The following is a 25689-nucleotide window of genomic DNA, read 5'->3' on the forward strand; positions in this document are numbered from 1 at the left end:
TATGAAACCGATTCTTAGAAATATTTCAGCCGTTATTATTGGATGGATTACAGGAAGTATTGTAAACATTTCTTTAGTAAATTTAGGACACAAAATATTTCCTATAGAAGGGATAGATTTAAGTGACATGAATCAGTTGGCTGAAATTATGCCAACTTTAGATACTAAGTATTTTCTTTTTCCTTTTTTAGCTCACGCATTGGGTACTTTGGTTGGAGCTGCTATTGCATGGAGTATCGCTTCTAACCATAAAATGAAACTTGCGCTTACAATTGGTGTACTTTTTTTGTTAGGAGGAATTATGGTTAACTATATGTTACCAGGACCTACTTGGTTCGCTATTACAGATATTCTTTTGGCCTATATCCCTATGGGGTATCTCGGTGGTAAGTTAGCTGAAAGAATTTCAGCTAAAAAGTAGATAATAAGCTCGCTACTTCTCCAATAGCTCCTAACTCTCTTTCTTGATTATAAAAAGCAATTGCAAAAGCAGCAACACTTACTATAATTCCTATCATAAAAACAGTATAAGTAGTACGTAAAAGTTTATATTTTCTATTTAAAACCAATCCTAAAAAATATAAATCTTTAGTAAGAGAATTGTATAAATAATCGCGGTCTTGCATCATCTCACTCATCCCCCATTCAAAATCAGGTAAATCCATTTGATGAAAATTTCCAAAGAACAATAAATTCACTTTTTTGTTAGCTACGTCCTCCTTCGTAAATTTCCCTTCTGTTACATTAGGTCTTGTTGCTAAAATTGATAAAATGATAGACGTTACCGTAAATGCTATAAAAATTAAAGAAGGAATAATTAAGTAATGGTTAGATGGATTATCTAATTTTGGAATTAATGTAGATAAAGCCATCGAGATAATAATTGCATTAACCGATAACAAAATATTAGCTTTAGTATCAGCAATATCACTTAAAGTAATATGGTTACGTAACGCAACTCGAAACATCGTTTCAATTCCACGTTCAGGTAATTCTATCTTATTTTTTTTAAAATCTAATTCTGCTTTCTTTTGCTTAATTTTTTGCGATTCTTGCTTTAATTTCTTTTGTTCTTTTAATAATTGAGCTAAATTTTTACTTTCAGTCTTGCTCCAATTTTTAGCAGCAAAATCTGTATAAAAACGATGATTTGTTAAAAACTGAATATTCTCTTCGTTCCATTTTGCATCAGAAACAACATGGTTTTTCGTTAGCTCCCACTCTTTTCTTAAAAGCGACGTATAGTCACTAAAATTTTTACTTCCTAAATGAGCACAATCGGCATCTCTAATAATTTTTTCTAAATTAGATGACGGTTTTACCCCCATCTTTGTAGCTAAAATTAATTCAGAGATTTGCTTAATAACATCTTCTGAAACATTTTTACTTTTAAAAAAATCTTCAGCAATCTTTGCACTTTCTTCTTCATGACCTTCAATTGATTTTGTATAACCTACATCATGAAACCAAGCAGTAAGCATTAATACATGAGCAGATTGCTCATCTATTTGCATTCCTTCTATCAACTCCTTAGTCTTCTCAACTACTCTTTGCGTATGAAAAACATTATGATATACAAACGAAGAATCTAATTCATCATTTAAAAGATTTATTACAAAATTCTCTACTTCAATTAATAAGTTTTCCATCAAAAAAGGTTTTTGCTAAATTAAAAATAATATTTAATTTCTGTTAAACGTAAGTTTCATGGGATTAGTACGACTACCTTAGTGTTAAATGCAATAAGATATAGTACAGCGACAACACCTCAGTTGACGTTGTACTATATTTTTTGTCTAAATTTTTCATATTTTTAATTTTAACTAAAAGAAAGGATCTTGATATGCTAACATGGAAAAACATTATTCATTATGCTGTAAATGGAAATCTAACTCCCGATAAAAGAGTTGAGAAAACCAAAACAGAATGGAAAGAATTATTAACCCCTGAGCAGTTTAGAATTACACGTTTAAAAGGAACAGAACGTCCTTTTTCTGGCGAATTATGTTCAGCTTATGATGAAGGCAAGTACAACTGTGTTTGTTGTAATACTCCTTTATTCGACTCAACTATTAAATTTAATTCAAGTTCTGGTTGGCCAAGTTTTACGCAACCTATTACAGAAAACGCGATTCAGTATCATAAAGATATAACTCTTGGAATGGTACGTGTTGAAGTTTTATGCAATACTTGCGATGCTCATTTGGGACACGTTTTCCCTGATGGCCCAGAACCAAGTGGATTACGTTACTGTATTAATTCTGAATCTATGCAATTAGAGAAAGGAGTAGAAAATGAATAGTAATAATATACAAATAGCTACTTTAGGTGGTGGATGCTTTTGGTGTACTGAAGCAATTTTTCAAGAAGTAAAAGGAATAACAAAAGTTGTTTCAGGATATTCAGGCGGAAATGCACCTGGTCATCCTACTTATCGCGAAGTGTGTTCTGGGTTAACAGGTCATGCAGAAGTTATACAAATTACTTTTGATGCTCATATTATTTCTTATCAAGAGATTTTAATCATTTTTATGACTACGCACGACCCAACAACACTAAATCGTCAAGGAGCAGATCGTGGTACAGAATATCGTTCTGTAATTTTTTATCATAATGAAATTCAAAAAGAAATTGCAGAAACTGTTTCGAAAGAAATTTCACCATATTACGAAAACTCTATTGTTACAGAAATAGCCCCTTTTGATGTCTTTTATGAAGCTGAAACCGCACATCAAGATTATTACAGAAGAAATCAAGAACAAGGGTATTGTAGCTTTGTAATAACACCTAAACTAACAAAATTGAGAAAATTACATGCTGATAAATTAAAGTAAGATGATTAAATTATACGGAGCCGAAAGGTGTCATAAAACTAAATATTATAAAACATTTTTTGAAACGCGTAATCTAGATTACGCGTTTCTTGATGTTGAACAAAGCCTTCTTTTTGCTGAAGAATTACGTAGCTTATACGAAAACCGTAAACTCAATTTCCCAACAATTACCATTGGTAAGAAAAAGCTAAGAAATCCGACAGATAAAGAATTAAACAAATGGTTAGATAAACTTAAAACTGAAGAGATATGAACTTAATTCAAAACCTTAAAAATTACTTTTCATCAAAATCAAAAGACAACACAACTTTAAAAGCTCCTGAAGGAATTTGCCCTAACTGCTGGGGGAAACAGGAATGGGAAGGAGAATTTTACAAGAAAATTAAAGCCAACAACATAACCCCTGAACACAATACTTACGACAGCTTTATACACGAAGTAGCTTCGAAACTCGATAAAATAACTTTAAAAGAAGACGTTTTAGTTTGCGAAACATGTAAAACATCTTATAAATAATTCTGTTAGTACTACCTTTGTAAAATGAAGTTAAACATTCAAGATACTTTTAATAAAGAACTACCTGCCGATAAAATTTTAGAAAACTCGCGTAGGCAAGTTTTAGATGCTTGTTTTTCATTTGTTACTCCTAAAAAAACAGCCAATCCAAAACTCATTCATGTTTCTAAAGAAATGCTAGAAGCTATCGGATTAACTTCTGAAAACGCTACATCAGAGGATTTTTTAAAGGTTTTTACTGGAAATACAGTTTTAGAAAATACACATCCGTATGCCATGTGTTATGGCGGACATCAATTTGGTAATTGGGCTGGTCAATTAGGCGATGGTCGTGCTATCAACCTAACTGAAGTTGTACACAATAATAAGTGTTGGGCAATACAATTAAAAGGGTCAGGTGAAACTCCATATTCAAGAACTGCAGACGGTTTGGCCGTATTGCGTTCTTCTGTTCGAGAATACCTGTGTAGTGAAGCTATGTTTCATCTAGGAGTTCCAACGACTAGAGCCTTATCATTAAGTTTATCTGGTGATGAAGTTTTACGAGATGTTATGTACAACGGAAATCCAGCTTACGAAAAAGGAGCGATTGTTTCTCGTTTAGCACCAAGTTTTATTCGTTTCGGGAATTTTGAGATTTTAGCTGCAAGAAAACAACATTTAATCTTACAACAATTAGCTGATTATACAATTAAGCACTTTTATCCTAAAATTACATCCGAAGGAAAACAAAAACACCTTGATTTTCTAACGGAAGTTCGTAACCAAACTATAGATATGATTGTCCATTGGCAACGTGTTGGTTTTGTACACGGAGTAATGAATACCGATAACATGTCTATCCTTGGGTTAACGATTGATTATGGTCCTTATGGTTGGTTAGAAGGTTATGATTTTGATTGGACACCTAACACTACCGATAATCAACATAAAAGATACCGTTACGGAAATCAATTTCAAATTGGTTTATGGAATCTATTCAAATTAGCAAATGCCTTGTACCCGCTTATAGAAGAAGTTGAACCTTTACAAGAAATCTTAGACAATTATTCTACCATTTATAATGCAAAATATCATCAAATGATGAAATCTAAAATCGGTTTATTTACTGAGGATAAAGATGATAAAGAGTTAATTGGTAGATTAGAAGAAACTTTGCATTTATCAGAAACTGATATGACAATTTTCTTCAGAAACTTATCCAACATTACTTCAGAAGATAGCTTTGAAATTGCTTTTGATAAAATTAAGGGTGCTTTTTATTCGATCAATGAAATACAAGGAGAAATTATAAATCATTGGCAAGATTGGTTTAGTAGGTATTTCCAAAGATTACAATTAGAAACCCTTTCTAATAAAGAGAGAAAAGAAAAAATGGACTTAGTAAATCCAAAATATGTATTGCGTAACTACATGGCGAAATTAGCTATCGACGATGCGGATAAGGGAGATTATAAATTGATTGATGAATTATATCAATTACTTAAAAATCCATATTCCGAACAACCTGAATATGAAAAATGGTTTGCAAAACGACCAGAATGGGCACGTCATAAAGTAGGTTGTTCTATGTTAAGCTGTAGTTCGTAAAAAATTGTACATTTAGAAGTAGAAATTACACACAACTAGATGACATACGAATTCAAAGAAATTATTCAGCAAGCTTTTCTCAATCAACAGGAAGAAATACAAAATGTATTAGCTACTGTTGTTGATTTAGATGGTTCTTCATACAGAAAACCTGGTGTTAGAATGTTATTGTCTTCCGACGGAAAAATGGTTGGTGCTGTAAGTGGTGGTTGTGTAGAAAAAGAAGTACAACGTAGGGCACAAACAGTTTTTGCTGATGGAAGGTCTAAAATAATGATTTACGATGGTCGCTATCGTTTAGGTTGCGAAGGAATACTATACATTTTATTAGAACGAATAACAATTTCAACAGATTTTGTGAATGCTTTTTCTAACACTTTAAATAAAAGAGAATCATTTAGTATTGATTCTTTCTACCAAAAAAAAGATGAGTTTTTTGGTGATTTTGGTTCAATAGTTCAATTTAAAAACGGAAAAACACTTACTTTTTCTGAAAATAAAATTGACAAAAACAATCTAATATTTTCTCAAACACTTCACCCGTTATTTAAATTATTAATAATTGGCGGAGAGCATGATGCTGTAAAATTGTGTACTCATGCTACTCAATTAGGTTGGGAGGTTGATGTAGTAACTTCAATAAAAGACCCGAAACAATTGTCAGATTTTCCGAATGCGAAATCAGTAGTGGCACAAACTCCTGAAATGATTGAATTATCTGATGTAAATGAACATACCGCTGTGGTAATTATGAATCATAATTTTACCTATGATTTAAGATGGTTGGTAAAATTACAAGAACAAAACCCAATTTACATTGGCATTCTAGGAGCTGCAAAACGTCGTGAAAAATTATTGAACGAATTGTTTGATTTCACTCCAGAAGTTACGGATGAGTTTTTAGAAAAAATTCACACTCCTGCTGGTTTAAATATTGGAGCAGAAACACCTGAAGAAATTGCTTTGTCAATTTTAGCTGAAATACTATCGGTAGTTAGAAATAAAGAAGTCTTTTCTTTGAAAAAGATTACTGGTAGAATTCATAATTAAATTATGAAAACCGCTATACTCATATTAGCCGCTGGAAGTTCATCTAGAATGGGAACTCCAAAGCAATTACTCCCTTATAAAAACACCACATTATTAGGTTACTCAATTGAACAAGCCAAACAGGTTAATGTTAAAAAAGTTTTTTGTGTTTTAGGTGCAAACGCAGAGATTATTGAGAAATCAATTGAAAATTATCAAATTGAGACTATTTACAATCCAGATTTTAAAAACGGTTTGAGCTCAAGTATTGTTATCGGTATAAAAGATCTACAACACAATTTTGATACTATTCTAATCATGTTAGCAGATCAACCAAATATAGATGCTATTTACTTAAACAAGCTTATAAAAACATCAGAAGAGAATCCATCAAAAATAATTGCTTCTAACTATCAAAACAAAATAGGAGTTCCTGCAATTTTTCCTAAAAAGTATTTTAATCAACTACTAGAATTAAAAGGAGATAAAGGAGCGAAAAATATTTTAAATAACAATAAATCGGACATTATAAAAATGCTTCCTTTTAATTTAACAGATATCGATACAAAAGAAGATTATCAAAATTTAATTAGCTAATGTATCCATATCACAATAAAATAAAACAACGAATCAAGAACGGAGAATTAGTTAAGTTTGAATATGTAGCCAAATACAAACAAATTTCACCTTGCCTTTTACTTTATTTTAATACCGAGCCTTATGTTCGACCAATTAGAGAGCACCGATTTGAAGAATATGAAGTATTTTTACAATCTAATGAATAAACTTATGAAATTAAGATCTTTATTATTTTACATAGCAGTAATCATTTTATCTGGATGTGCCTCATACAATGCTAAATATGCAGATAATATTACTCAAAAAACCATTACTTCAAATAAAGAGCTAGTACACTCTTTTTACTTAATTGGAGATGCTGGTAATGCTAACATAGGAGAGACTATTCCATCACTAACTTATTTTCAAAAAGCATTAGAAAAATCTAACAAAAATGCTACAGCTTTATTTTTAGGTGACAATGTTTATCCGCATGGTGTTCCTAAGAAAGACCATAAAAATAGAGTCCTAGCAGAACATCGTATACAAACACAAATTGATGCGGTAAATGGTTTTAAAGGAAACCCAATTTTCATTCCTGGGAATCATGATTGGTACAATGGTGTAAAAGGATTAAAACGACAAGAAAAAATAGTTGAAGAAGCTTTAGGTAAAGGTTCTTTTTTACCTGAAAACGGATGTGGACTTAAGAAAGTAGAAATTAATGATGATTTAACTTTAATTATAATTGATAGTCGTTGGTTTATTACTGATTGGAACAAACACCCTACAATTAACGAAAACTGTGACATAAAAACTCGTGAACGATTTATAGATGAAGTTTGGGCTTTATTTAAAAAGAACCGATATAAAAATGTGGTAGTTGCAATGCATCACCCAATGTTTTCAAACGGACCACATGGTGGAAGTTATTCTTTTAAAGATCACATGAGTCCATTACCTATTTTAGGTACACTAAAAAATGGATTGCGTACACATGCAGGAATTCAAACCGATATTTTCAATAAAAATTATACCTCTTTTGTAAACAGGCTTCAAGCTATTTCTGGAGACTTTAGACAAAACATTGTTTTTGTTTCTGGGCACGAACACAATTTACAATACATTGAAAAAAATCCTGAGACTGAAAATAATTTACAATACGGTAAATTCAAACAAATTATTAGTGGTGCAGGATCGAAACAATCAGCTGCATTGGCTAATTACGGAGCTCAATTTACGTATGGAAATCACGGATATGCTATTTTAAACTACTACAAAGACGGTTCTGCTATTGTAGAGTTTTATTCAGCCAATGAAAAAGATGGAAACAAGTTATTATTCAGCAAACAAATCATTGAGCCTAAAAAGGCACAAATCCATAATAATTTTCCAGAATACGATACTCATAAAGAATTTGTAGAGGCATCTATTTATGATTCTAAAAACACTAATGTAAGTGGTTTTCATAAATTTATGTGGGGAGATTTACACAGAGACAAATACGGCAAAAAAATTAAAGTTCCTGTTTTAGAATTAGAGAATGTATATGGAGGATTAAAACCTATTCAACGAGGTGGAGGAAACCAAACCAATTCTTTACGTTTAGAAAATACTGATGGAAAGCAATATGTACTACGCTCTATGGTAAAAGACGGAAGTCGTATTATGGGAGGTATTTTAAAAGGAACTATTTTAATTGATGTGGTTCAAGATATTTTTACCATGTCGCATCCGTATGCTGCATTTGTAGTTCCAGATATGGCAGAAGCAGTAAATATTTATCATACCAATCCGAAATTATATTATATGCCAAAACAGCCTGCTTTAGCACAATACAATGATGTTTTTGGTGGTGGATTGTACTTATTAGAAGAGCGTCCTGCAGGAGACAGAAGTGAGTTAGATAACTTCGGGAATTCTAAAAAAATCATCAATACGTTGGATGTACTAGAAAAGATTCGTAAAAACGGTAAACATTCAGTAGATCAAGAGTGGGCTATGCGTTCTCGATTATTTGACATGGTAATTGGTGATTGGGATAGACACGAAGACCAATGGCGTTGGGCATCTTTTAAAACTGATGATGGTAAAACTTATTATCGTCCAATTCCTAGAGATAGAGATCAACCGTTTTCTAAGTTTGATGGAGTAATGATTCCTTTATTTCAACAGTTTGCACCTTTAGTAAAAAACATGCAAACTTTCGATCACGATATTAAAGACATGAAATGGTACAACAATTACCCTCGTTTCTTTGATGCAGAGTTTTTAAATAAATTAACGCTTGCAGATTGGCAAAAGCAAGCTGATTATATTCAAGAAAATTTAACGGATACTGTTATTGAAAATGCCATAAAACAATTGCCAGAAGCGATTTACAATTTAGATGGAAAAGAAACCATTGATAAAATTAAATCTCGAAGAGATAAATTAAATGACATTGCTAAACGTTACTATGAAAAGCAAGCAAAGACTGTTTATGTAGTTGGTACTGATAAAGACGATAAATTCATCATTAAAAGGTTAAATGATGATGAAACCAATATTACAGTCTTTAGAAAAGAAGACGAAATATACAATCGTACTTTTAAAACAGATGAAACCAAGGAAGTTCAACTATATGGACTAAACGGCAATGATGAATTCTTAATTTCTGGAGATGTAAACGATGGAATTTTACTTAGAATTATTGGAGGACAAGACCATGATGTATATACCGATAAATCTAGAGTAGCTGGATGGAGTAAAAAAACAAAAATCTATGATTATAAATCGAAGAAAAATACGGTAAACCCAAGTAAAGAAACAGCCGATTTACGTTCAGACAACTATATCAAAAATACATACGACCACAGAGATATTAACAATAATACTACCGTAGTTTTTCCTAGTTTAGGTAGCAACCCAGATGATGGCTTTTTCTTTGGTGCTGCATTAACCTATACTAAGCACGGATTTAAAAAACGTCCATTTGCTAGTCAACACAACTTAGCAGCGAATTATTATTCGTCAACTAATGGTTACGACTTCGAATACAATGGAGAATTCACAGAGTTCATTGGTAACTGGAGCCTACATTTACGAGGTAAAATTACGAGTAATAATTATTCAATTAATTTCTTTGGCTTTGGTAATGATACACAATTCTTAATGCCAACTGGAGATATTGATGAAGATTTAGATAGATATCGAGTGAAAAGAAGTGAATTGAGTTTTACACCATCACTATTAAGAAGATTACGCGGTGGAAGCATTTTAAAACTATCTGCTTTAATTGAAGGAATTGAAGTACAAAACACTCCTAATAGATTTATTACAAACTATAATCAAAGTCCGATTAATATTTTCGACAGAAACTATTTCTTAGGAGGTGAATTAAATTTCACGCACAATAGAGTAGACAATACTAGCTTCCCTACCAAAGGAATGAATTTTGAAGCTTCTATAGGAGCTAAAGCAAAATCTGACGATTTTGATAGACGCTTTGGATATATTAAAAGTTCATTAGCTTTTTATCAGAACTTAGTACAAAATCGATCGTTAGTTTTTGCATCAGAAATAGGCACACATATTAATTTTGGTAACCGTTTTGAGTTTTACCAAGGAGCTACTTTAGGAGGTGATAAAAGCTTAAGAGGATTTAATCGTCAACGTTTTACAGGTACCGAAAGCTTTTATCATTCAAATGATTTAAGATTACGTTTTGGTAGGTTTAAAACAGGAGTTCTTCCTATGAAAATTGGTGTTTCTGGTGGATTCGATTACGGTCGTGTTTGGTCGCCGCATTCTCCTAATTCAACTACTTGGCATACCAGTTATGGTGGTTCTGTTTGGTTAAGCGGTATTGATATGTTTACTGCTAACATCTCTTACTTTCAAGGAAATGAAAATGAAAACAGGATTGCTTTCGGAATTGGCTTTGCCTTTTAATTTATTTATATGTCTCAACAAATTATATTAGTTTTTGCCGCAGTATTCGGTATGTTAGCAGTAGTGTTTGGTGCTTTTGGGGCACATGCTTTAAAAAAAATCTTAACCGATGATCAACTTAAAAGCTTTGAAACTGGTGTAAAATACCAAATGTATCATGCAATTGTGTTACTATTTATTGGCAACCATTTTACAACTCCAAATCCACTAATGGGTTGGTGTTTCATTATCGGAATTATTTTATTTTCCTTTAGTATTTACGGGTTAGTATTATCGGATGCCAAAGGTAAAAAGATGAAGTTTTTAGGGCCTGTTACACCGCTAGGAGGTTTATTATTAATTATTGGATGGGCTACGGTGTTATTTAAGTTTATTGCCTAATATATCCGTAAGAAATTAAATCTTCTTCAGTTTTAATTTCTTTTAAAACACCTTTAAACAACATATATTTTTTATCTGAAAGTTGTAATGTGTTTTCATAATTGTGATCTACAATTACAATTCCTTTATCTTTTTTATTTTCTAAAATGTAATCAGAGATTAGTTTAGTATATATGGGAGACATCCCACTAAAAGGCTCATCAAGTAGCACAAATTTATGCTCTAGGTTTAATAAAATAAAAACCTCTAAAAACCGTCTATTTCCATAAGATAAATCTTCAACTTTCTTATTATAAAACTCCTTTACTATCTCAGGTAAAATAACTTCTTTAGAAAGATACATTGCTATTGTTTTTTTTACCGATAAGCTTTTTAGCAAATATCCATCTTGCGGTAAATAAGAAATTACATCTTTATATTTATACGGTTGCTTAAGTACTTTATTATTGAATTTAAAAAAGCTAAAATCGGCTTTCTCAACTCCAAATAAAACTTTAAGTAATGTAGACTTTCCAGAACCATTTCTTCCAAGTATTGCTACAATTTCAGATGGATTTAGTTTTAAATACACTCCGTTTAAAATTCGAGTGTCTTTATACTTTTTAACTATGCTATCAGCTTCGAAACTACAAGACATTATAAATCATTTTTGCAACCACACCTATCATAAAATTTAATATAAATACGAATAAAAACAATTGTGCTTTGGTTATGGATTTATTAAAATAATAATAAAATTCTTGTTGCTTAAAATAAGTTGAATATATAAAATATGGCAACCATCCAAGACTAATAAAAAAGACTAATCCGACAAAAAAGTTTGTTAAAAAAGTAATTAGAAAGGAGAACACAATTCCATATAAAAATGACTTGTAATAAAACTGTAAAAAGAATCTTAGAGTTTGAATATATTTTACCATAGTTATTTTATAGAAAACTCATATAAATTACCTCCTTTTAAATGTGCTTTCTCATCTGTAATAAATAGTGTGTTATTATTTTTAAAAGTAACCCCTTCTTTTTGAGAAACATGATTAAATGAATATTCTTTTACAACTCCACTAAAAAAATCATCATCATTAAAATCAGTAAAAACGAGTACTGATTGATGATTTAACAATGCTACTTTTTTTCCATTCGGAGAAATTGCAGCAGCAGTTATCCAACAATGTAAATTGCTACAAGATTCAAACTCAGAAATATATTCAGCAACATGATTGCCTTTAGTTGCTGGTATCTTATAAAGTGATGTTTTACCGTAATTTCCTTTAACTCTACTTTTCGTAAAAACATAGATAAATCCGTTTTTATAAAACATGCTTTCAGCATCAAAAAAACGATCTTTCTTTTTTGGCGGAAACTTTTTTTGCGATGGATATGAAAAATGGATTTTTTCAACCTCAACTTTATTTTTAGTTAATAAATCTTGATGCTTAATTTTAAGAATTCTTAAATCTTTTCGCTTGTTATTATTATTTCCAAAATCTCCAATATACAAGTTCCCTTCTTCATCAGATGTTAAATCTTCCCAATCCTTATTTTTTGCTTTTATGGCTATTTCTTTAATAATTCTTCCATTTAAATCAACCTTATAAATGGTAGGTGAGTTCCCTCCATCATTAAGCATCCACAATAAATCAGAATTATTTGTTTTTTCTATTCCAGAAACTTCTTTAAGTTCATCGGATAAACTAGCAAGTATTTTTAGTTGTCCATAATTTTGACAACTTATTATCAATAGAAAAGAAAAAAATACAAGTAGTTTTTTCATAGTAGTTATTACCAACCTCCTGAAGCTCCTCCACCACCAAAGCCTCCGCCGCCAAAACCTCCTCCGAAGCCTCCGCTGCCAAAACCTCCTGATGACCCGCCGAAACCACCACCAAATCCTCCTCGACCTGCGTTGCTTAAAATAATCGTTTCTAAAATATCTCTAGAATCTGTTCTTCTATAATTTCTTCTACCACCACCACGATTGCCTCTATTTCCTCTTGAAATTAAAATAAAGAAGATGATTATTATGATAATAAAAATAATGAAACTTGGGTCGAAACCTTCTGATGATTCTTTTCGATTGCCTTTATACTCTCCTGCTAAAGCATCAAAAATTACAGTAGTTCCCTTATCTAAACCAATAAAATAATTACCAGTTTTAAACTCAGGAATCATAACTCTATTAATGATTCTTTCAGACATTAAATCTGTTAGCAGATATTCAACCCCATACCCTGTAGAAATATCAATTTTTCGATCTTCTACAGCCAATAAAATGAAAACTCCATTGTCCTCTTTCTCTTGCCCAATCCCCCAAGTATGAGCCCAATTAGCTCCTACTAAAGAAATATCGTCATCATTTAATGTTTTAACGGTTGCAATTACAACTTGAGTAGAAGTTGTGTCGGAATATTTTACTAGCTTATCCTCCAAAAACTGTTTCTGATTCGTTGAAAAAATATTCGCATAATCATAAACACTTGTTTGTTCTTTTAAAGGTGGTTTTTTCGGAATTGTAAATCCGTCTTGTGAATATACATTACAAACAAAGAGTAGGATTACAACACTAAGTATTTTAGAAATTTTATTCATTCGAATTACCCTTTTGAAATTTCATTAGACAATTCATCTTCATCGTTGATCTGCCAAGGAAAATGTTTCTTTAACTCTTCCCCAGCTTTTAAAATCCCATTGACAATACCTTGCTTAAAGTTTCCTTGTTTAAATTGGGATTGCATACTATTTTTAGTAGTGTCCCAAAAGTTTTCTGGTACTACTTTGTCAATACCTTTATCACCATAAATTACAAATTTATGGTCATGCACTGCAATATAAATTAAAACAGCATTTTGTTGTTTTGTGTTAAACATTTTAAGCATACGAAATACTTCTAGTGTACGATTGTAATGAGAAATCTCAGACGATTTTTCTATATGCACACGTATTTCACCAGAAGTATTTCGTTCAGCCTGTCTTATTGCTTGAACAATTTCTAATTCTTCTTCCGAAGTTAAAAACTCTTCTACTTCAGACATTATTTTTTAATAAAATCATTAACATCTGGAGCTTTTTCAGCACCTTCATCTGCATTAAATCTATCTTTCTTTTCAAAACCAAACATTCCTGCTAAAACATTTCCTGGAAATTGTCTGATATGATTGTTATATGGTGTAATTTCTTCATTATAGCGATCACGTTCAACTTTAATTCTGTTTTCTGTACGCTCTAATTCGTTCATCATTTCCTTATAGTTCTCATTAGCTTTTAACTCTGGATAACGCTCAAAAACAGCTAATAAACGTGATAAAGCAGATGTTAATCCGCTTTGTGCTTGTTGAAATTGTTGTAATTGTTGTGGTGTAATATTACTTGGATCTATCTGAATGCTTGTTGCTTTAGATCTAGCCTCAATAACCTTTACAAAAGTTTCTTGTTCATGCTCTGCATAACGCTCAGCAACTTTCATTAAATTAGGAATTAAATCTGCTCTACGTTGGTAAGCACTTTCTACCTTAGACCATTTTTCGTTTATATTTTCTTCTAACTTAATTGTTGTATTGTAAAACCCTTTTACCCATCCATAGATTCCAAACCCAACAACTGCAAGTATGATTATAGGAAGTAATTTTTTCATAATTTTTGATTTTTCGTTTTATAATTGATTTTTGATTTTTTTTAATTCAGCTTTTACTTTTTCTAATCTACTAATAATTTCGTGATTACTAATGACTTTGTTTGGGTTTTTCTTTAACTTTTGTTTTGCTCCATCTAAAGTAAATCCTCTTTCTTTTACAAGATTATATATCAATCTAAAATTATCAACATCTTCTTTGGTAAACAAACGATTACCTTTTGCATTTTTCTTGGGATTTATAATATCGAACTCATTCGCCCAAAAACGAATTAGAGAAGTATTAGCTCCAAATGCTTTAGCTACTTCTCCAATTTTATAATATCTTTTTTCAGGTAATTCTATATACATTCTTCATAGCACTATTAATTAATCATACGATTGCCCCTTTTGTTGTGAAGCTTTTTGCATAGCTACAAATTCTTCTGGAGTTAAATCTCCATAATAATAATAAATAGGGTTTACCGGTCTACCATTTTTATGCACTTCGTAATGTAAATGCGGGGCAGCAGAACGACCTGTGTTACCAACATAACCTATTAAGTCTCCACGCTTCACTTTTTGCCCTCTTTTAGCAACAATTTTATTCATATGTGCATAAATGGTTTCATACCCAAAACCGTGGTCTATATATACTACTTTACCAAAAGTAGAACTACGGTGTGCTTTTTTTACAGTTCCATTACCCGAAGCAAAAATTGGTGTACCAGTTGGAGCTGTAAAATCCATACCATTATGCATACGCCACGACTTTAAAATAGGATGCATACGCATACCATAACCCGAAGCCATACGCTTTAAATCTTCATTCTTTACCGGTTGAATAGCTGGTATAGAAGCTAACATCTTATCTTTTTCTTTAGCTAAACTTACAATTTCATCTAACGATTTTGATTGCACCACCATTTGTTTAGACAATACATCTATCTCTTTGGTCACATTTTTTATCATTTCGCTATTATCAAAACCATCTAAATGCTTATATCTATTTACCCCTCCAAAACCTGCTTTTCTTTGTTCTTCTGGTATCGGGCTAGCTTCAAAATAGGTTCTATAAATATTATTATCTCTTTCTTGTAGTTCTGTTAAAATATTAGAACTCTCTTCCATTTTTTTAGAAAGTAACTCATAATGTAATTGTAAGTTTTCTAATTCTCTTTTTTGAGTACGCTCTTTTGGAGACATTAAAAACTGACTAAACCCAATAAAACCAAAGAAAGCAATTAACATTGCTCCTAAAACCCATAAAACACTTTTTTTAAGAGTCTCGCTTTTTTTAGCTTCTATTTTTCGGTAAGACAGCGTCTCTGGGTCGTAATAATATTTTACTTTCGCCATAATACTAATTATACTATTTTTGTGCTCTTTAAACGAGCTACCTCAAAAGAGGTTATTGTTTGGAAACTCACAAATTTACAAAATGTTTTAAAACTTCTTTTTACAAGTAGTTTTTTAATGATATTTTAACAGAAATCAAGATACTAGAGGTATGAAATCTCAAGAAATTAGAGCTAAGTTTTTAGATTTTTTTAAATCAAAACAACACGATATCGTTCCTTCTGCACCAATGGTGTTAAAGAACGACCCTACTTTAATGTTTACTAACTCTGGTATGGCGCCATTTAAAGAATTTTTCTTAGGAAATGCCGCACCAAAAAACAATCGTATTTCTGACTCTCAAAAATGTTTACGTGTTTCTGGTAAGCACAACGACTTAGAAGAAGTTGGTTACGACACCTATCATCATACCATGTTTGAAATGTTAGGAAACTGGAGTTTTGGTGATTACTTTAAAAAAGAAGCTATTGCATGGGCTTGGGAATTATTAACCGAAGTTTATAAAATAGATAAAGATATTTTATATGTTACTGTTTTTGAAGGAGACAAAGAAGACGGAACAAAAATGGACCAAGAAGCATACGACCTATGGAAACAATACATTTCTGAAGATCGTATTTTAATGGGAAATAAAAAAGATAACTTCTGGGAAATGGGAGAACAAGGTCCTTGTGGTCCATGTTCAGAAATTCATGTAGATATCCGTTCTGCTGAAGAAAAAGCAAAAGTTGACGGAAAATCATTAGTTAATGAAGATCATCCACAGGTTGTAGAAGTATGGAATTTAGTTTTCATGCAATATAACCGTAAAGCAAATGGTTCTTTAGAAGATTTACCTTCTAAACATATCGATACAGGTATGGGGTTTGAGCGTTTATGTATGGTTTTACAAGGTGTTCAATCTAATTACGACACCGATGTTTTTACTCCGTTAATTCGTGAAATTGAAACTATTACAGGGATTACTTACGGCAAAGATGAAAAGATTGATATTGCTATTCGTGTAATTGCAGATCACGTTCGTGCAGTTGCATTTGCAATTACTGATGGTCAATTACCAAGTAATAACGGTGCTGGTTATGTAATTCGTAGAATATTGCGTCGTGCAATTCGTTACGGATTTACGTTCTTAAATAAAAAAGAACCTTTTATTTATAAGTTAGCTGAAACGCTTGCACATCAGATGGGAGATGCATTCCCTGAAATTAAAAAACAAGACACTCTTGTACATAATGTAATTAAAGAAGAAGAAGCTTCTTTTTTAAGAACTTTAGATCAAGGATTGTTATTATTAGATAGAGTAATTGAAACTACAAACGGTAAAACTGTTTCTGGTAAGAAAGCGTTTGAATTATACGATACTTATGGATTCCCTTTAGATTTAACGCAGTTAATTGCTCGTGAAAAGGGTTATGATATTAATGAAGATGAATTTAATGCTGGAATGAAGGCTCAAAAAGACCGTTCTCGTGCTGCATCAGCAAGCGAAACTGGTGATTGGGTTACTTTAATTGAAGATGAAACAGAAGAGTTTGTTGGTTACGACACTTTAGAAGTTAATGTAAAATTAACTCGCTACAGAAAAGTAACTACTAAGAAAGATGGAGATCAATACCAATTAGTTTTTAATATGACACCGTTCTACCCAGAAGGAGGTGGACAAGTTGGTGATAAAGGATATATTGAATTTCCTAATGGTGATGTAATTTATGTAATTGACACTAAGAAGGAAAATAATGTGATTATACATTTGACGAAAAACCTTCCTAAAAACTTAAACGAAACGTTTAAAGCCGTTGTAAATAGTGAATTCAGAAATTTATCTGCAAGTAATCATACTGCAACACACTTATTACACCAAGCTTTAAGAACTATTTTAGGAACACATGTAGAGCAAAAAGGATCGTTAGTAAGTCCAGATTATTTACGTTTCGATTTTTCTCATTTCTCAAAAGTAGACAAAGATCAACTACAAGAAATTGAAGAATTTGTAAACGCTCGTATTCGTGAAAACCTTCCTTTAATTGAAAGAAGAAACATACCAATGCAACAAGCTATTGATGAAGGAGCTATGGCTTTATTTGGTGAAAAATACGGAGATAGCGTGCGTGCAATTAAGTTTGGGCAATCTATGGAATTATGTGGAGGAACTCATGTACAACAAACTGGTGACATTTGGTATTTTAAAATAAAATCTGAAGGAGCTGTTGCTGCTGGTATTCGTCGTATAGAAGCTATAACAAACGTAGCTGTTGGTGATTACTTCGAAGATGTTGAGAAAAATTACACATCAGTAAAACAGTTATTAAAAAACCCTAAAGATGTAGCTAAATCTGTAAGCAACTTACAAGATGAAAATGCTTCTTTAAAAAAGCAAATAGAGCAGCTTTTAAAAGATAAGGCTAAGAACATGAAGGGAGATCTTAAAAATCAGCTACAAGAAATTAACGGCGTTCAGTTTTTAGCAACTAAAGTTGATTTAGATCAGAATAGTATTAAAAACTTAATGTTTGAACTAGGAGGAGAACACAAAAATCTATTCTTATTATTCGCTACTTCTGCTTCACCAGAAAAAGCAATGTTAACATGTTATATTTCAAAAGAACTAGCTAACGAACGTGGTTATGATGCTGGTAAAGTAGTTCGCGAACTAGGAAAATACATCCACGGTGGTGGTGGTGGACAAAACTTCTTTGCAACTGCAGGTGGTAAAAACCCTGGTGGATTACCTAAAGTTTTAGATAAAGCTAAAGAATACATCGTATAGCTACTATTTTATAAAAACTAAAAAGGCTCAAAATTAATTTTGAGCCTTTTTTTTATGCTAAATGTTTTAAGATTTTCTTACTCATCGGTTTTGTAATTGAGTAGTAATAGTTGATAAATTTTCCTTCCTCATCCACTAAGTATTTTTGAAAGTTCCATTTTACTGAAGAGTTTTTAACTCCGTTAAACTCTTTCTTTGTTAACCATTTGTATAAATCATGTTGATTTTCTCCTTTCACCTCAACTTTTTCAGTGATTAAAAAAGACACTCCGTAATTTAGTTTACAGAACGATTGAATTTCACTTGAATTTCCAGGTTCTTGACCTCCAAATTGATTACAAGGAACTCCAATAATCATTAATTTTTCTTTATACGCATCATATAATTCTTGCAAGCCATCATATTGGGGCGTAAATCCGCATTTAGAAGCTACGTTTACAAAAAATATTTTCTTCTCTCTAAATTGAGATAAATCAATTCTACTTCCTGAAATATCATGTATTTGAATATCGTGTAAGCTCATTTAAATAGTGTTAATTATACATTACAATATACGCATTTAAACTTGTAGCAATGGTCATCCAAACTAAATAAGGTATTATAAGCAGTGTATAACCTTTTACTTTTTTAACATGCTCAAAAGTAAAATAACCTATTAATAGCCATAATAAAGTTATACTTAGTAATCCTACTTCTATTAAATACTGATTAAAGAAAATATAGTTCCAACTTATGTTTGAAAACCATTGAACTACATATAAAGTCATTAACTTTTTATCTAAAAAATCATATTCAAAACTTAGTTTTGTCATATAAAATGAAAACAAAATCATAATGGTAGTCCAAACTGCTCCAAACACCCAGTTTTCAGGTGTCCAAGGTGCCTTATTTAATGATAGATACCAATCTGTTCTTGGTCCGTCGTTCATTAGCCAAACACCAATTGCTAAGGCTAAAAAATTAACTACTAGGAATAGCAGGAATCGTATGTATTTATTTTCCTTCAAGTTGTTTCGTTTTTAAATGATTAAAAATTAATTGGATTGAAAACAATAGGTTAAATGCATAAAAAACATCTTCAAACGGAATTGTAAACAACCTAAATCCTAGATTCTCTTCATTATTATACCACACTACTGGACTTTCTATAAAACTCCCTGTAAGAATTCCATTTACTAAGAAAAACGGAATCAAAATCACCACAAAACTTGGCAAGTATTCTTGTAATATTTTTAAATGATTCTTTAAACCATATATTAATAAGGCAAGAAAAAAGATGAAATTTACCGTTGTATACCACTTACCAAAATTGAATATCAATAAGAAAAAAATAATTATGACTGAGGTTAAACCTATAAATCTAGTAACTATCCTAGATAATTTAAAGTTTGGTAAGTAATACTTTAATACTTCATGTGTGAATAAACAGGCATAAGGAATGCAAAAGAAAAACATCCATTCTTCTATAGGCATTTTAAAGACCTTAGTTCCTAAAAAATAATCAGAATTAAACCCCCAAATACCTTCAGCAGTAAAAAATCCATCCCAAATTAAAAAAGGAATTGCAACTAAAACAATACTTATCAATGCAATTTTAAAGTATTGAATAAAATGAAAGTCCTTTTCAACTATACTATAGAGTAACGGAATACTTAAACTTCCTAAATTTAATATAAGGTATAGATATTCACTCATTGTTTTTTCTTAAAGTATTTAAACGGAACGAATAACATACCAAAGCATTCTCCATCTGGTTTATCAAGGTGTTTATGATGAATTTTGTGTGCTTTTCTTAAACCTTTTAAATATTGACTATTGGTGTTTTTAAACCAATTAAATCGTCTATGAATTAATACATCATGAATTAAAAAATAAGCAATACCATAAAATAAAATTCCTAACCCAATAAAGAACAAATAATTAATTTCTGGTCTTATACCAAAGTAAAATAAAAGTATACTTGGTATTGCAAATACCACAAAAAAAGCATCGTTTTTTTCAAAAACGTGTGGATATCCTGGTTGATGATGATCTTCATGTAAATACCATCCAAAACCATGCATTATATATTTGTGTGTACACCAAGTAACTCCTTCCATTATAAGGAAAGTAGCAACTGTAGTTCCTATCCAAATTACAAAACTCATAATGATGTATTTTTAATAATGTATTTATCTAAATAATCTGTCTTATCTTTTTTACTAAGCATTTCTTTAAGAAACTTTTGATCTTCTTTTATATGAGAATGATAATTTAATATTCTAGGTAAATTCTCTTGAATTACCAATCTTATATAACGCAAATGAATATTATTAGGGTTCTTGTTTATTAAGTTTTCAATATTCCTTTTTTCTGAATTGAATATTTTTAATTTACTCCAAGGTAACAATTTGTATTCTGCTTGTTTCATTTTTAACGAAACTACATATGCTTTAATATTAATATTATTACTATCCTGATATTTATCAATGTATTTTAACTCTTCTGCTTTATTGGATAATGCATCATACTCTTTTATAAAATCAGGAACTTTTAAATTCGTTGATTGAAAAAATAATATAATATGTAATAATACTACTAACACTAAATTAAATTAAGTTTATATTTTACATAACTCCTTGCTAATAAATTAATTTTCATTGGATTTGAAATTCTAATTCTAGTATCCATAATTTTAGATGAAGGTGTAGCTTTTAACTTTTTAAGTAATTTTTTATAATATCTATAAGCCATAAACACCCCAAACTTTGCTTCTACTGGAAGCTTTAAAATTCCATTTTGAAAAGCATAATCAAAATCAGCTTCAATATCCTTTATTATCAACTCTTTTGATCTTGCATTTAATTCTTTTAAATCTACATTTGGAAAATATGAGCGATTTAAAACTTCAATATCATCTTTTAAATCACGTAAGAAGTTTACTTTTTGAAAAGCCGAACCTAATCGCATTGCTGCATCTTTTAGCTCATCATACTTTTGCTTATCTCCATTTACAAAAACTTTTAAACACATTAAACCAACTACATCTGCAGAACCATATATATATTCATTATACTCTTCTACTGTTTTATACTCTGTTTTGTATAAATCCGCTTTCATACTTTTTAAAAAAGCCTGTACAAGATCATCTGTAATTTTGTATTTATGAACTGTATGCACAAATGAATTTAAAATAGGATTTAAACTTATTCCTTCTTCTTTAGAAAGATAATAGTCTGTTTCAAATCTTTTTAACAAAGTCTCCTTATCATATTCATGAAAAGAATCTACAATTTCATCTGCGAAACGAACAAATCCATAAATATTATAAATTGCTGAACGTATTTTAGGAGACAACATTTTAGTTGCTAAAGAAAATGATGTGCTGTATTTTTGAGTTACAAGCTTACTACAAGCACAAGAAACCTCATCAAATAATTGTTTCATTTTAGTGGTGTTTTAAAATTAAATCTGAAGCTATTTTTCCTGATATTAATGATGGAGGAACTCCAGGTCCTGGAACTGTAAGTTGACCAGTGAAAAATAAATTCTTTACTTTTTTACTTTTAATTTTTGGCCTTAAAAAAGCTGTTTGGGTTAAAATATTAGCTAAACCGTAAGCATTCCCTTTGTATGAATTGTAATCTTTAACAAAATCATTTACACAATAGCTCTCCTTAAATATTATATGCTCTTTAACCGATTGATTAGTTAGTTTCTCTAACCGATTAATTATAATATTAAAATACTTTTCTCTAATTTCTTTAGTATCTTCTATTCCTGGAGCTAATGGAATTAAAAAAGTTCCTGCTTCTTTATTTGTTGGCGCAAAAGAACCATCAGTTATTGAGGGAAAACTTGCATAAAATAATGGTTCTTTAGGCCAACTAGGGGAATCATATATAGTTTTAGCATGCATATCAAAATCAGTATCAAAAAACAAAGTATGATGACATACATTTTCTATTTTTTTATCAAAACCTACATAAAACAATAATGATGATGGAGCAAAAACCTTCTTATCCCAATATTTTTCAGAATACTGTCGTAAATTATTTGGTAATAAAGTTTCAGTATGGTGATAATCTGCTCCACTTAATATTATATCAGAAGGAATAAACTCTTCATTCACAACAAGACCAATTGCTTCTCCTGCAGAATTCACAGTAATTTCTTCAACATTAGATTGTGTTCTAAACTCTACACCCAAATCTATTGCTAAAGTTACCATAGCTTCGATAACCTTATACATTCCTCCTTTAGGATGCCAAGTACCTAAACCAAAATCAGCATAATTCATGAAATTGTAAAAAGCTGGAGTATTACTAGGTTTTGCTCCAAGGAATAATACTGGAAATTCAAGAATTTGAATTAACTTTTTACTCTTAATTTTCTTTCGAACTTGCTTTCTAATAGTTGAAAAAAACTGAGTAATTTTACCAAGAGTAACTGGAGTTACTAGCTCTAAAGGAGATACACCTGGTTTATAAACCAAGTCGTTTATTGAAACAGCATAATTATAATGTGCAGACTTTAGAAATGATTTTAAATGAACAGAACTTCCTTTTTCTTCCTGCTCAAAAACTTCATAAATTTCTTCTAAATTTCCAGGAATTGTAATTGAATCTTCTTTATTAAAATACACTTGATAAGCTGGTGCTAGTTTTTCTAACTCATAATAGTCACTAGGTTTTTTACCAAAATCAGCAAAGAATTTCTCAAAAACATCTGGCATCCAATACCAAGTTGGCCCAATGTCAAAAGTAAAGCCATCTCTTAATAATTGTCTTGCTCTACCACCAACATTTGTGTTTTTTTCAAAAACTGTTACTTCATAACCTTTTTGAGCTAAATAACATGAAGCTGCTAGCGATGAAAAACCTGAACCTATTATGTTTACACTTTTTTTCAATTTATGTATCTTTAAATTCAATCCAATTACTTAATGGTCTCATTATTATTATTATTATTATTATTATTATGGCAATAAAACATTATCTACCACATGGATAACTCCATTAGTTCCTTGCACATCAGTTAAAGAAATTACAACAGATTGACCTGAACCAGTTTCTAACTTTGCTCCACTTGATAAATCGACAGTAACATCATTACCATCAAACATGGTAATAACCTGATTATCGCTCAACTCATCAGACTGCACATTACCACCAGCAAAAACATGATATTTTAATACCGCTTCTAAAGTAGCGATAGGTATATCTGCTAATGAATTCCACATTGCATTAGAATCTAACAAAGCTTGAAAGGCATTGTTTGTTGGAGCAAATACTGTAAATGGTCCATCTCCACTTAAAATATCTACAAAATCTGTTGTATGCCTAGAATCTGTCAATGCAGCAACTAAACTCGTAAAACCAGCATTGTTTAAGGCCAAGGTTACAATATTTGGAGGTAGCATTACTTTATCTATGGTATGAATAACCCCATTAGATGCCATAATATTAGTATCAATTGGCTTAGAGTCTCCATTAAATTCAATAGCACCCGTTACTTCAACTTGTAATGATAAATTTTCATCATTTGGTCCTGTAGCCAAAGTTTTAACATAAGTATCAGATAAATCTGATGATGTAACACTCATATTTAAAACATGAAATAATAATACTGATTTTAAAGTTTCAGTAGGAATGTCATCTAACGAAGACCATGCAGCGTTAGAGTCTAATAAATCTTGAAAAGCTTTATTTGTAGGCGCAAATACTGTAAATGGTCCATCTGCTTGCAAAGCAGATACTAAATCTACCTTTTGAAGAGCAGACACTAAAATACTTAAATCAGAAGTTTTTATTGCACTTTGCACAATATCATCTTTTTTAACTATTACCGGGTCATCATCACTACACGATGTTAACAAACTAAAGCTTCCTATAAATAAGCTAATAAAAAACACAGAAATTAAATTTTTAAGTTTCATGGTTGTATGATTTTAATTAGTGCGTACTCTTAAATCTTTATAGTCTACTTTTCTGCCATCTTAGACTTTGTTTATTTTTTAATAAAAAACATTAAACAAAATTGATTTAGTTAAAAAAATATGTCTTGAAAATCAAAACATTAGCCAAATATACATATTTTGTTTAATTAAACAAAAAAAACATTAAACAAAATATTGTTATGTAAAAAAAATTATAACTGATTAAGCAATTCTATTGCAGATGGAAAAACTGATATTTTAGACTTAAAGTCAATACTAGAAACGTCCATAGCTTTTTTACCTACAGCAAATAATTGATGATCGGTATTTTTTAAAATATTTTCAATTTCATAAAAATAATCAACAATTTTGTCGTCATATGGTCTTACGGTCATTGAAGTAATGAAACACACTTTTGACTCACTTTCAAAAAAATAATTTAAATTATTTAAAGGTAAACTTTGCCCTAAATATATGGTTTGACACCCTCTAAGAACCAACTCATAATTTAAATACATTAACCCCAATTCATGTATCTCGTTTTCAGGCAAGAACAAAACATAAGTAATATCTGTATTTGAAACAGAGTATTCTAAATTCTCTATATTAATTTGAATCTTCTGCAATATTAGATTAGATATAAAATGTTCATGCGCAGGTAGCAGAGTATCCGTTTGCCATAATAATCCAATATGATTTAAAAAAGGAATAAAAACATCCTTAAAAATCTGTCTAAATGTTTTTTGATGCAGTAATTTATTATAAGTATTATTAAATAATGCTTTATCAAATTGGAACATCGCTATTTTAAAAGAATTTATAGCTTCATCATTTACTGCATATTTAAAAGCCAACTCTCTTGCATTTACTTTAATCTGATCTCCACTCATCATTGCAATCTTAGAAATTTTAAAATTATGCTTGTTTAAAAGTGCTACATTAAGCAACTTCATTAAACTATCTGATGAGTAATACCTAATATTTGTATCTGTTCTATTTGGCTCTAACAAACCATATCTTTTCTCCCATATTCTAATTGTATGAGCTTTAATCCCTGAAATATTTTCCAGGTCTTTTATTGTAAATATGGTTTTTATATTGTTCAACTTATTTTAAATATTAATAAACAAATATAGTTTATTTTAAATAAACTATAATCTCTTTTAAAAAGTATGCCAACTAATTTCTATTTTTGAGTTGA

General features: G+C 30.6%; 29 protein-coding genes. 12 read left to right on the top strand and 17 right to left on the bottom strand.

Annotated elements, in window-relative coordinates; translation table 11 throughout:
- Position 1 precedes the first annotated feature (1 nt).
- Positions 2 to 421, top strand: a complete 420-nt coding sequence (locus tag H3Z83_RS11910) for a hypothetical protein (protein ID WP_182125722.1) — start codon at positions 2 to 4, stop codon at positions 419 to 421.
- On the opposite strand, the gene H3Z83_RS11915 is transcribed toward H3Z83_RS11910, so the two are convergent.
- Complete coding sequence (locus H3Z83_RS11915) at positions 411 to 1649, bottom strand: Pycsar system effector family protein (protein ID WP_182125723.1); 1239 nt, start codon at positions 1647 to 1649, stop codon at positions 411 to 413. The genes H3Z83_RS11910 and H3Z83_RS11915 overlap by 11 nt on opposite strands.
- Before the next feature lie 194 nt (positions 1650 to 1843).
- Here H3Z83_RS11915 and msrB point away from each other — a divergent pair, with 194 nt between their 5' ends.
- From msrB to H3Z83_RS11965, 10 genes are read left to right on the top strand one after another with little or no spacing between them, the layout of a single operon-like run.
- Positions 1844 to 2302: a peptide-methionine (R)-S-oxide reductase MsrB gene (msrB, locus tag H3Z83_RS11920; protein WP_182125724.1), complete on the top strand. Its 459-nt coding sequence runs from the start codon at positions 1844 to 1846 to the stop codon at positions 2300 to 2302.
- Positions 2295 to 2834: a peptide-methionine (S)-S-oxide reductase MsrA gene (gene msrA / locus H3Z83_RS11925; RefSeq protein ID WP_182125725.1), complete on the top strand. Its 540-nt coding sequence runs from the start codon at positions 2295 to 2297 to the stop codon at positions 2832 to 2834. Before msrB ends, msrA begins: the two co-directional genes overlap by 8 nt.
- 1 nt (position 2835) lies before the next feature.
- On the top strand, positions 2836 to 3087 hold the full coding sequence (locus H3Z83_RS11930; protein WP_182125726.1) for a glutaredoxin family protein: 252 nt from the start codon (positions 2836 to 2838) through the stop codon (positions 3085 to 3087).
- Positions 3084 to 3350: a hypothetical protein gene (locus tag H3Z83_RS11935; RefSeq protein WP_182125727.1), complete on the top strand. Its 267-nt coding sequence runs from the start codon at positions 3084 to 3086 to the stop codon at positions 3348 to 3350. Before H3Z83_RS11930 ends, H3Z83_RS11935 begins: the two co-directional genes overlap by 4 nt.
- A 24-nt stretch (positions 3351 to 3374) precedes the next feature.
- The gene (locus H3Z83_RS11940) at positions 3375 to 4940 is read left to right on the top strand and encodes a protein adenylyltransferase SelO (protein WP_182125728.1); all 1566 of its coding nucleotides are present in this window, start codon (positions 3375 to 3377) and stop codon (positions 4938 to 4940) included.
- Between the two features lie 39 nt (positions 4941 to 4979).
- Complete coding sequence (locus tag H3Z83_RS11945; RefSeq protein ID WP_182125729.1) at positions 4980 to 5990, top strand: XdhC family protein; 1011 nt, start codon at positions 4980 to 4982, stop codon at positions 5988 to 5990.
- Between the two features lie 3 nt (positions 5991 to 5993).
- On the top strand, positions 5994 to 6566 hold the full coding sequence (locus H3Z83_RS11950; RefSeq protein ID WP_182125730.1) for a nucleotidyltransferase family protein: 573 nt from the start codon (positions 5994 to 5996) through the stop codon (positions 6564 to 6566).
- The gene (locus tag H3Z83_RS11955) at positions 6566 to 6754 is read left to right on the top strand and encodes a hypothetical protein (RefSeq protein ID WP_182125731.1); all 189 of its coding nucleotides are present in this window, start codon (positions 6566 to 6568) and stop codon (positions 6752 to 6754) included. Before H3Z83_RS11950 ends, H3Z83_RS11955 begins: the two co-directional genes overlap by 1 nt.
- A 4-nt stretch (positions 6755 to 6758) precedes the next feature.
- A complete protein-coding gene (locus H3Z83_RS11960) occupies positions 6759 to 10460 on the top strand; it encodes a ShlB/FhaC/HecB family hemolysin secretion/activation protein (protein ID WP_182125732.1) in 3702 nt (1233 codons plus the stop codon).
- A gap of 9 nt (positions 10461 to 10469) precedes the next feature.
- Positions 10470 to 10841, top strand: a complete 372-nt coding sequence (locus tag H3Z83_RS11965) for a DUF423 domain-containing protein (RefSeq protein WP_182125733.1) — start codon at positions 10470 to 10472, stop codon at positions 10839 to 10841.
- On the opposite strand, the gene H3Z83_RS11970 is transcribed toward H3Z83_RS11965, so the two are convergent.
- From H3Z83_RS11970 to H3Z83_RS12000, 7 genes are all read right to left on the bottom strand, one after another.
- The gene (locus H3Z83_RS11970; RefSeq protein ID WP_182125734.1) at positions 10831 to 11478 is read right to left on the bottom strand and encodes an ATP-binding cassette domain-containing protein; all 648 of its coding nucleotides are present in this window, start codon (positions 11476 to 11478) and stop codon (positions 10831 to 10833) included. The genes H3Z83_RS11965 and H3Z83_RS11970 overlap by 11 nt on opposite strands.
- Positions 11479 to 11763: 285 nt before the next feature.
- Positions 11764 to 12612 (bottom strand): SdiA-regulated domain-containing protein, encoded by an 849-nt coding sequence (locus tag H3Z83_RS11975; RefSeq protein WP_220455474.1) that lies wholly within the window; start codon positions 12610 to 12612, stop codon positions 11764 to 11766.
- An 8-nt stretch (positions 12613 to 12620) separates the two neighbouring features.
- Positions 12621 to 13427, bottom strand: coding sequence for a TPM domain-containing protein (locus tag H3Z83_RS11980; protein ID WP_182125735.1), 807 nt, complete (start codon positions 13425 to 13427; stop codon positions 12621 to 12623).
- Between the two features lie 5 nt (positions 13428 to 13432).
- A complete protein-coding gene (locus tag H3Z83_RS11985) occupies positions 13433 to 13870 on the bottom strand; it encodes a TPM domain-containing protein (protein WP_182125736.1) in 438 nt (145 codons plus the stop codon).
- Positions 13870 to 14469 carry a LemA family protein gene (locus tag H3Z83_RS11990; RefSeq protein ID WP_182125737.1) on the bottom strand — a complete coding sequence of 200 codons (600 nt, stop codon included), beginning with the start codon at positions 14467 to 14469 and terminating at the stop codon, positions 13870 to 13872. The genes H3Z83_RS11985 and H3Z83_RS11990 overlap by 1 nt, the downstream gene beginning before the upstream one ends.
- 18 nt (positions 14470 to 14487) lie before the next feature.
- Positions 14488 to 14817, bottom strand: coding sequence for a MerR family transcriptional regulator (locus H3Z83_RS11995; RefSeq protein ID WP_182125738.1), 330 nt, complete (start codon positions 14815 to 14817; stop codon positions 14488 to 14490).
- 18 nt (positions 14818 to 14835) lie between these two features.
- A complete protein-coding gene (locus H3Z83_RS12000) occupies positions 14836 to 15804 on the bottom strand; it encodes a M23 family metallopeptidase (RefSeq protein WP_182125739.1) in 969 nt (322 codons plus the stop codon).
- 151 nt (positions 15805 to 15955) lie between these two features.
- On the opposite strand from H3Z83_RS12000, the gene alaS reads away from it, so the two are divergent.
- Positions 15956 to 18571, top strand: a complete 2616-nt coding sequence (alaS, locus tag H3Z83_RS12005) for an alanine--tRNA ligase (protein ID WP_182125740.1) — start codon at positions 15956 to 15958, stop codon at positions 18569 to 18571.
- A 52-nt stretch (positions 18572 to 18623) separates the two neighbouring features.
- On the opposite strand, the gene H3Z83_RS12010 is transcribed toward alaS, so the two are convergent.
- The 9 genes from H3Z83_RS12010 to H3Z83_RS12050 form a co-directional block, all read right to left on the bottom strand.
- The gene (locus tag H3Z83_RS12010; RefSeq protein WP_182125741.1) at positions 18624 to 19094 is read right to left on the bottom strand and encodes a glutathione peroxidase; all 471 of its coding nucleotides are present in this window, start codon (positions 19092 to 19094) and stop codon (positions 18624 to 18626) included.
- Between the two features lie 10 nt (positions 19095 to 19104).
- Positions 19105 to 19578, bottom strand: coding sequence for a TspO/MBR family protein (locus H3Z83_RS12015; RefSeq protein ID WP_182125742.1), 474 nt, complete (start codon positions 19576 to 19578; stop codon positions 19105 to 19107).
- Entirely contained in the window at positions 19565 to 20266 is a 702-nt protein-coding gene (locus H3Z83_RS12020) for a lycopene cyclase domain-containing protein (protein ID WP_182125743.1), read from the bottom strand. Before H3Z83_RS12020 ends, H3Z83_RS12015 begins: the two co-directional genes overlap by 14 nt.
- Positions 20263 to 20718, bottom strand: coding sequence for a sterol desaturase family protein (locus H3Z83_RS12025; RefSeq protein WP_182125744.1), 456 nt, complete (start codon positions 20716 to 20718; stop codon positions 20263 to 20265). The genes H3Z83_RS12020 and H3Z83_RS12025 overlap by 4 nt, the downstream gene beginning before the upstream one ends.
- Complete coding sequence (locus H3Z83_RS12030; protein WP_182125745.1) at positions 20715 to 21155, bottom strand: hypothetical protein; 441 nt, start codon at positions 21153 to 21155, stop codon at positions 20715 to 20717. The genes H3Z83_RS12025 and H3Z83_RS12030 overlap by 4 nt, the downstream gene beginning before the upstream one ends.
- The gene (locus H3Z83_RS12035) at positions 21155 to 21997 is read right to left on the bottom strand and encodes a phytoene/squalene synthase family protein (RefSeq protein WP_182125746.1); all 843 of its coding nucleotides are present in this window, start codon (positions 21995 to 21997) and stop codon (positions 21155 to 21157) included. Before H3Z83_RS12035 ends, H3Z83_RS12030 begins: the two co-directional genes overlap by 1 nt.
- A 1-nt stretch (position 21998) precedes the next feature.
- On the bottom strand, positions 21999 to 23462 hold the full coding sequence (locus tag H3Z83_RS12040) for a phytoene desaturase family protein (protein ID WP_182125747.1): 1464 nt from the start codon (positions 23460 to 23462) through the stop codon (positions 21999 to 22001).
- Positions 23463 to 23528: 66 nt separating this feature from the next.
- A complete protein-coding gene (locus tag H3Z83_RS12045; protein WP_182125748.1) occupies positions 23529 to 24488 on the bottom strand; it encodes a fasciclin domain-containing protein in 960 nt (319 codons plus the stop codon).
- 212 nt (positions 24489 to 24700) lie between these two features.
- Positions 24701 to 25594 (bottom strand): MerR family transcriptional regulator, encoded by an 894-nt coding sequence (locus tag H3Z83_RS12050; RefSeq protein WP_182125749.1) that lies wholly within the window; start codon positions 25592 to 25594, stop codon positions 24701 to 24703.
- Between the last annotated feature and the right edge of the window lie 95 nt (positions 25595 to 25689).

Source organism: Tenacibaculum pelagium, from assembly GCF_014062345.1.
Classification (GTDB): Bacteria; Bacteroidota; Bacteroidia; order Flavobacteriales; family Flavobacteriaceae; genus Polaribacter; species Polaribacter pelagius.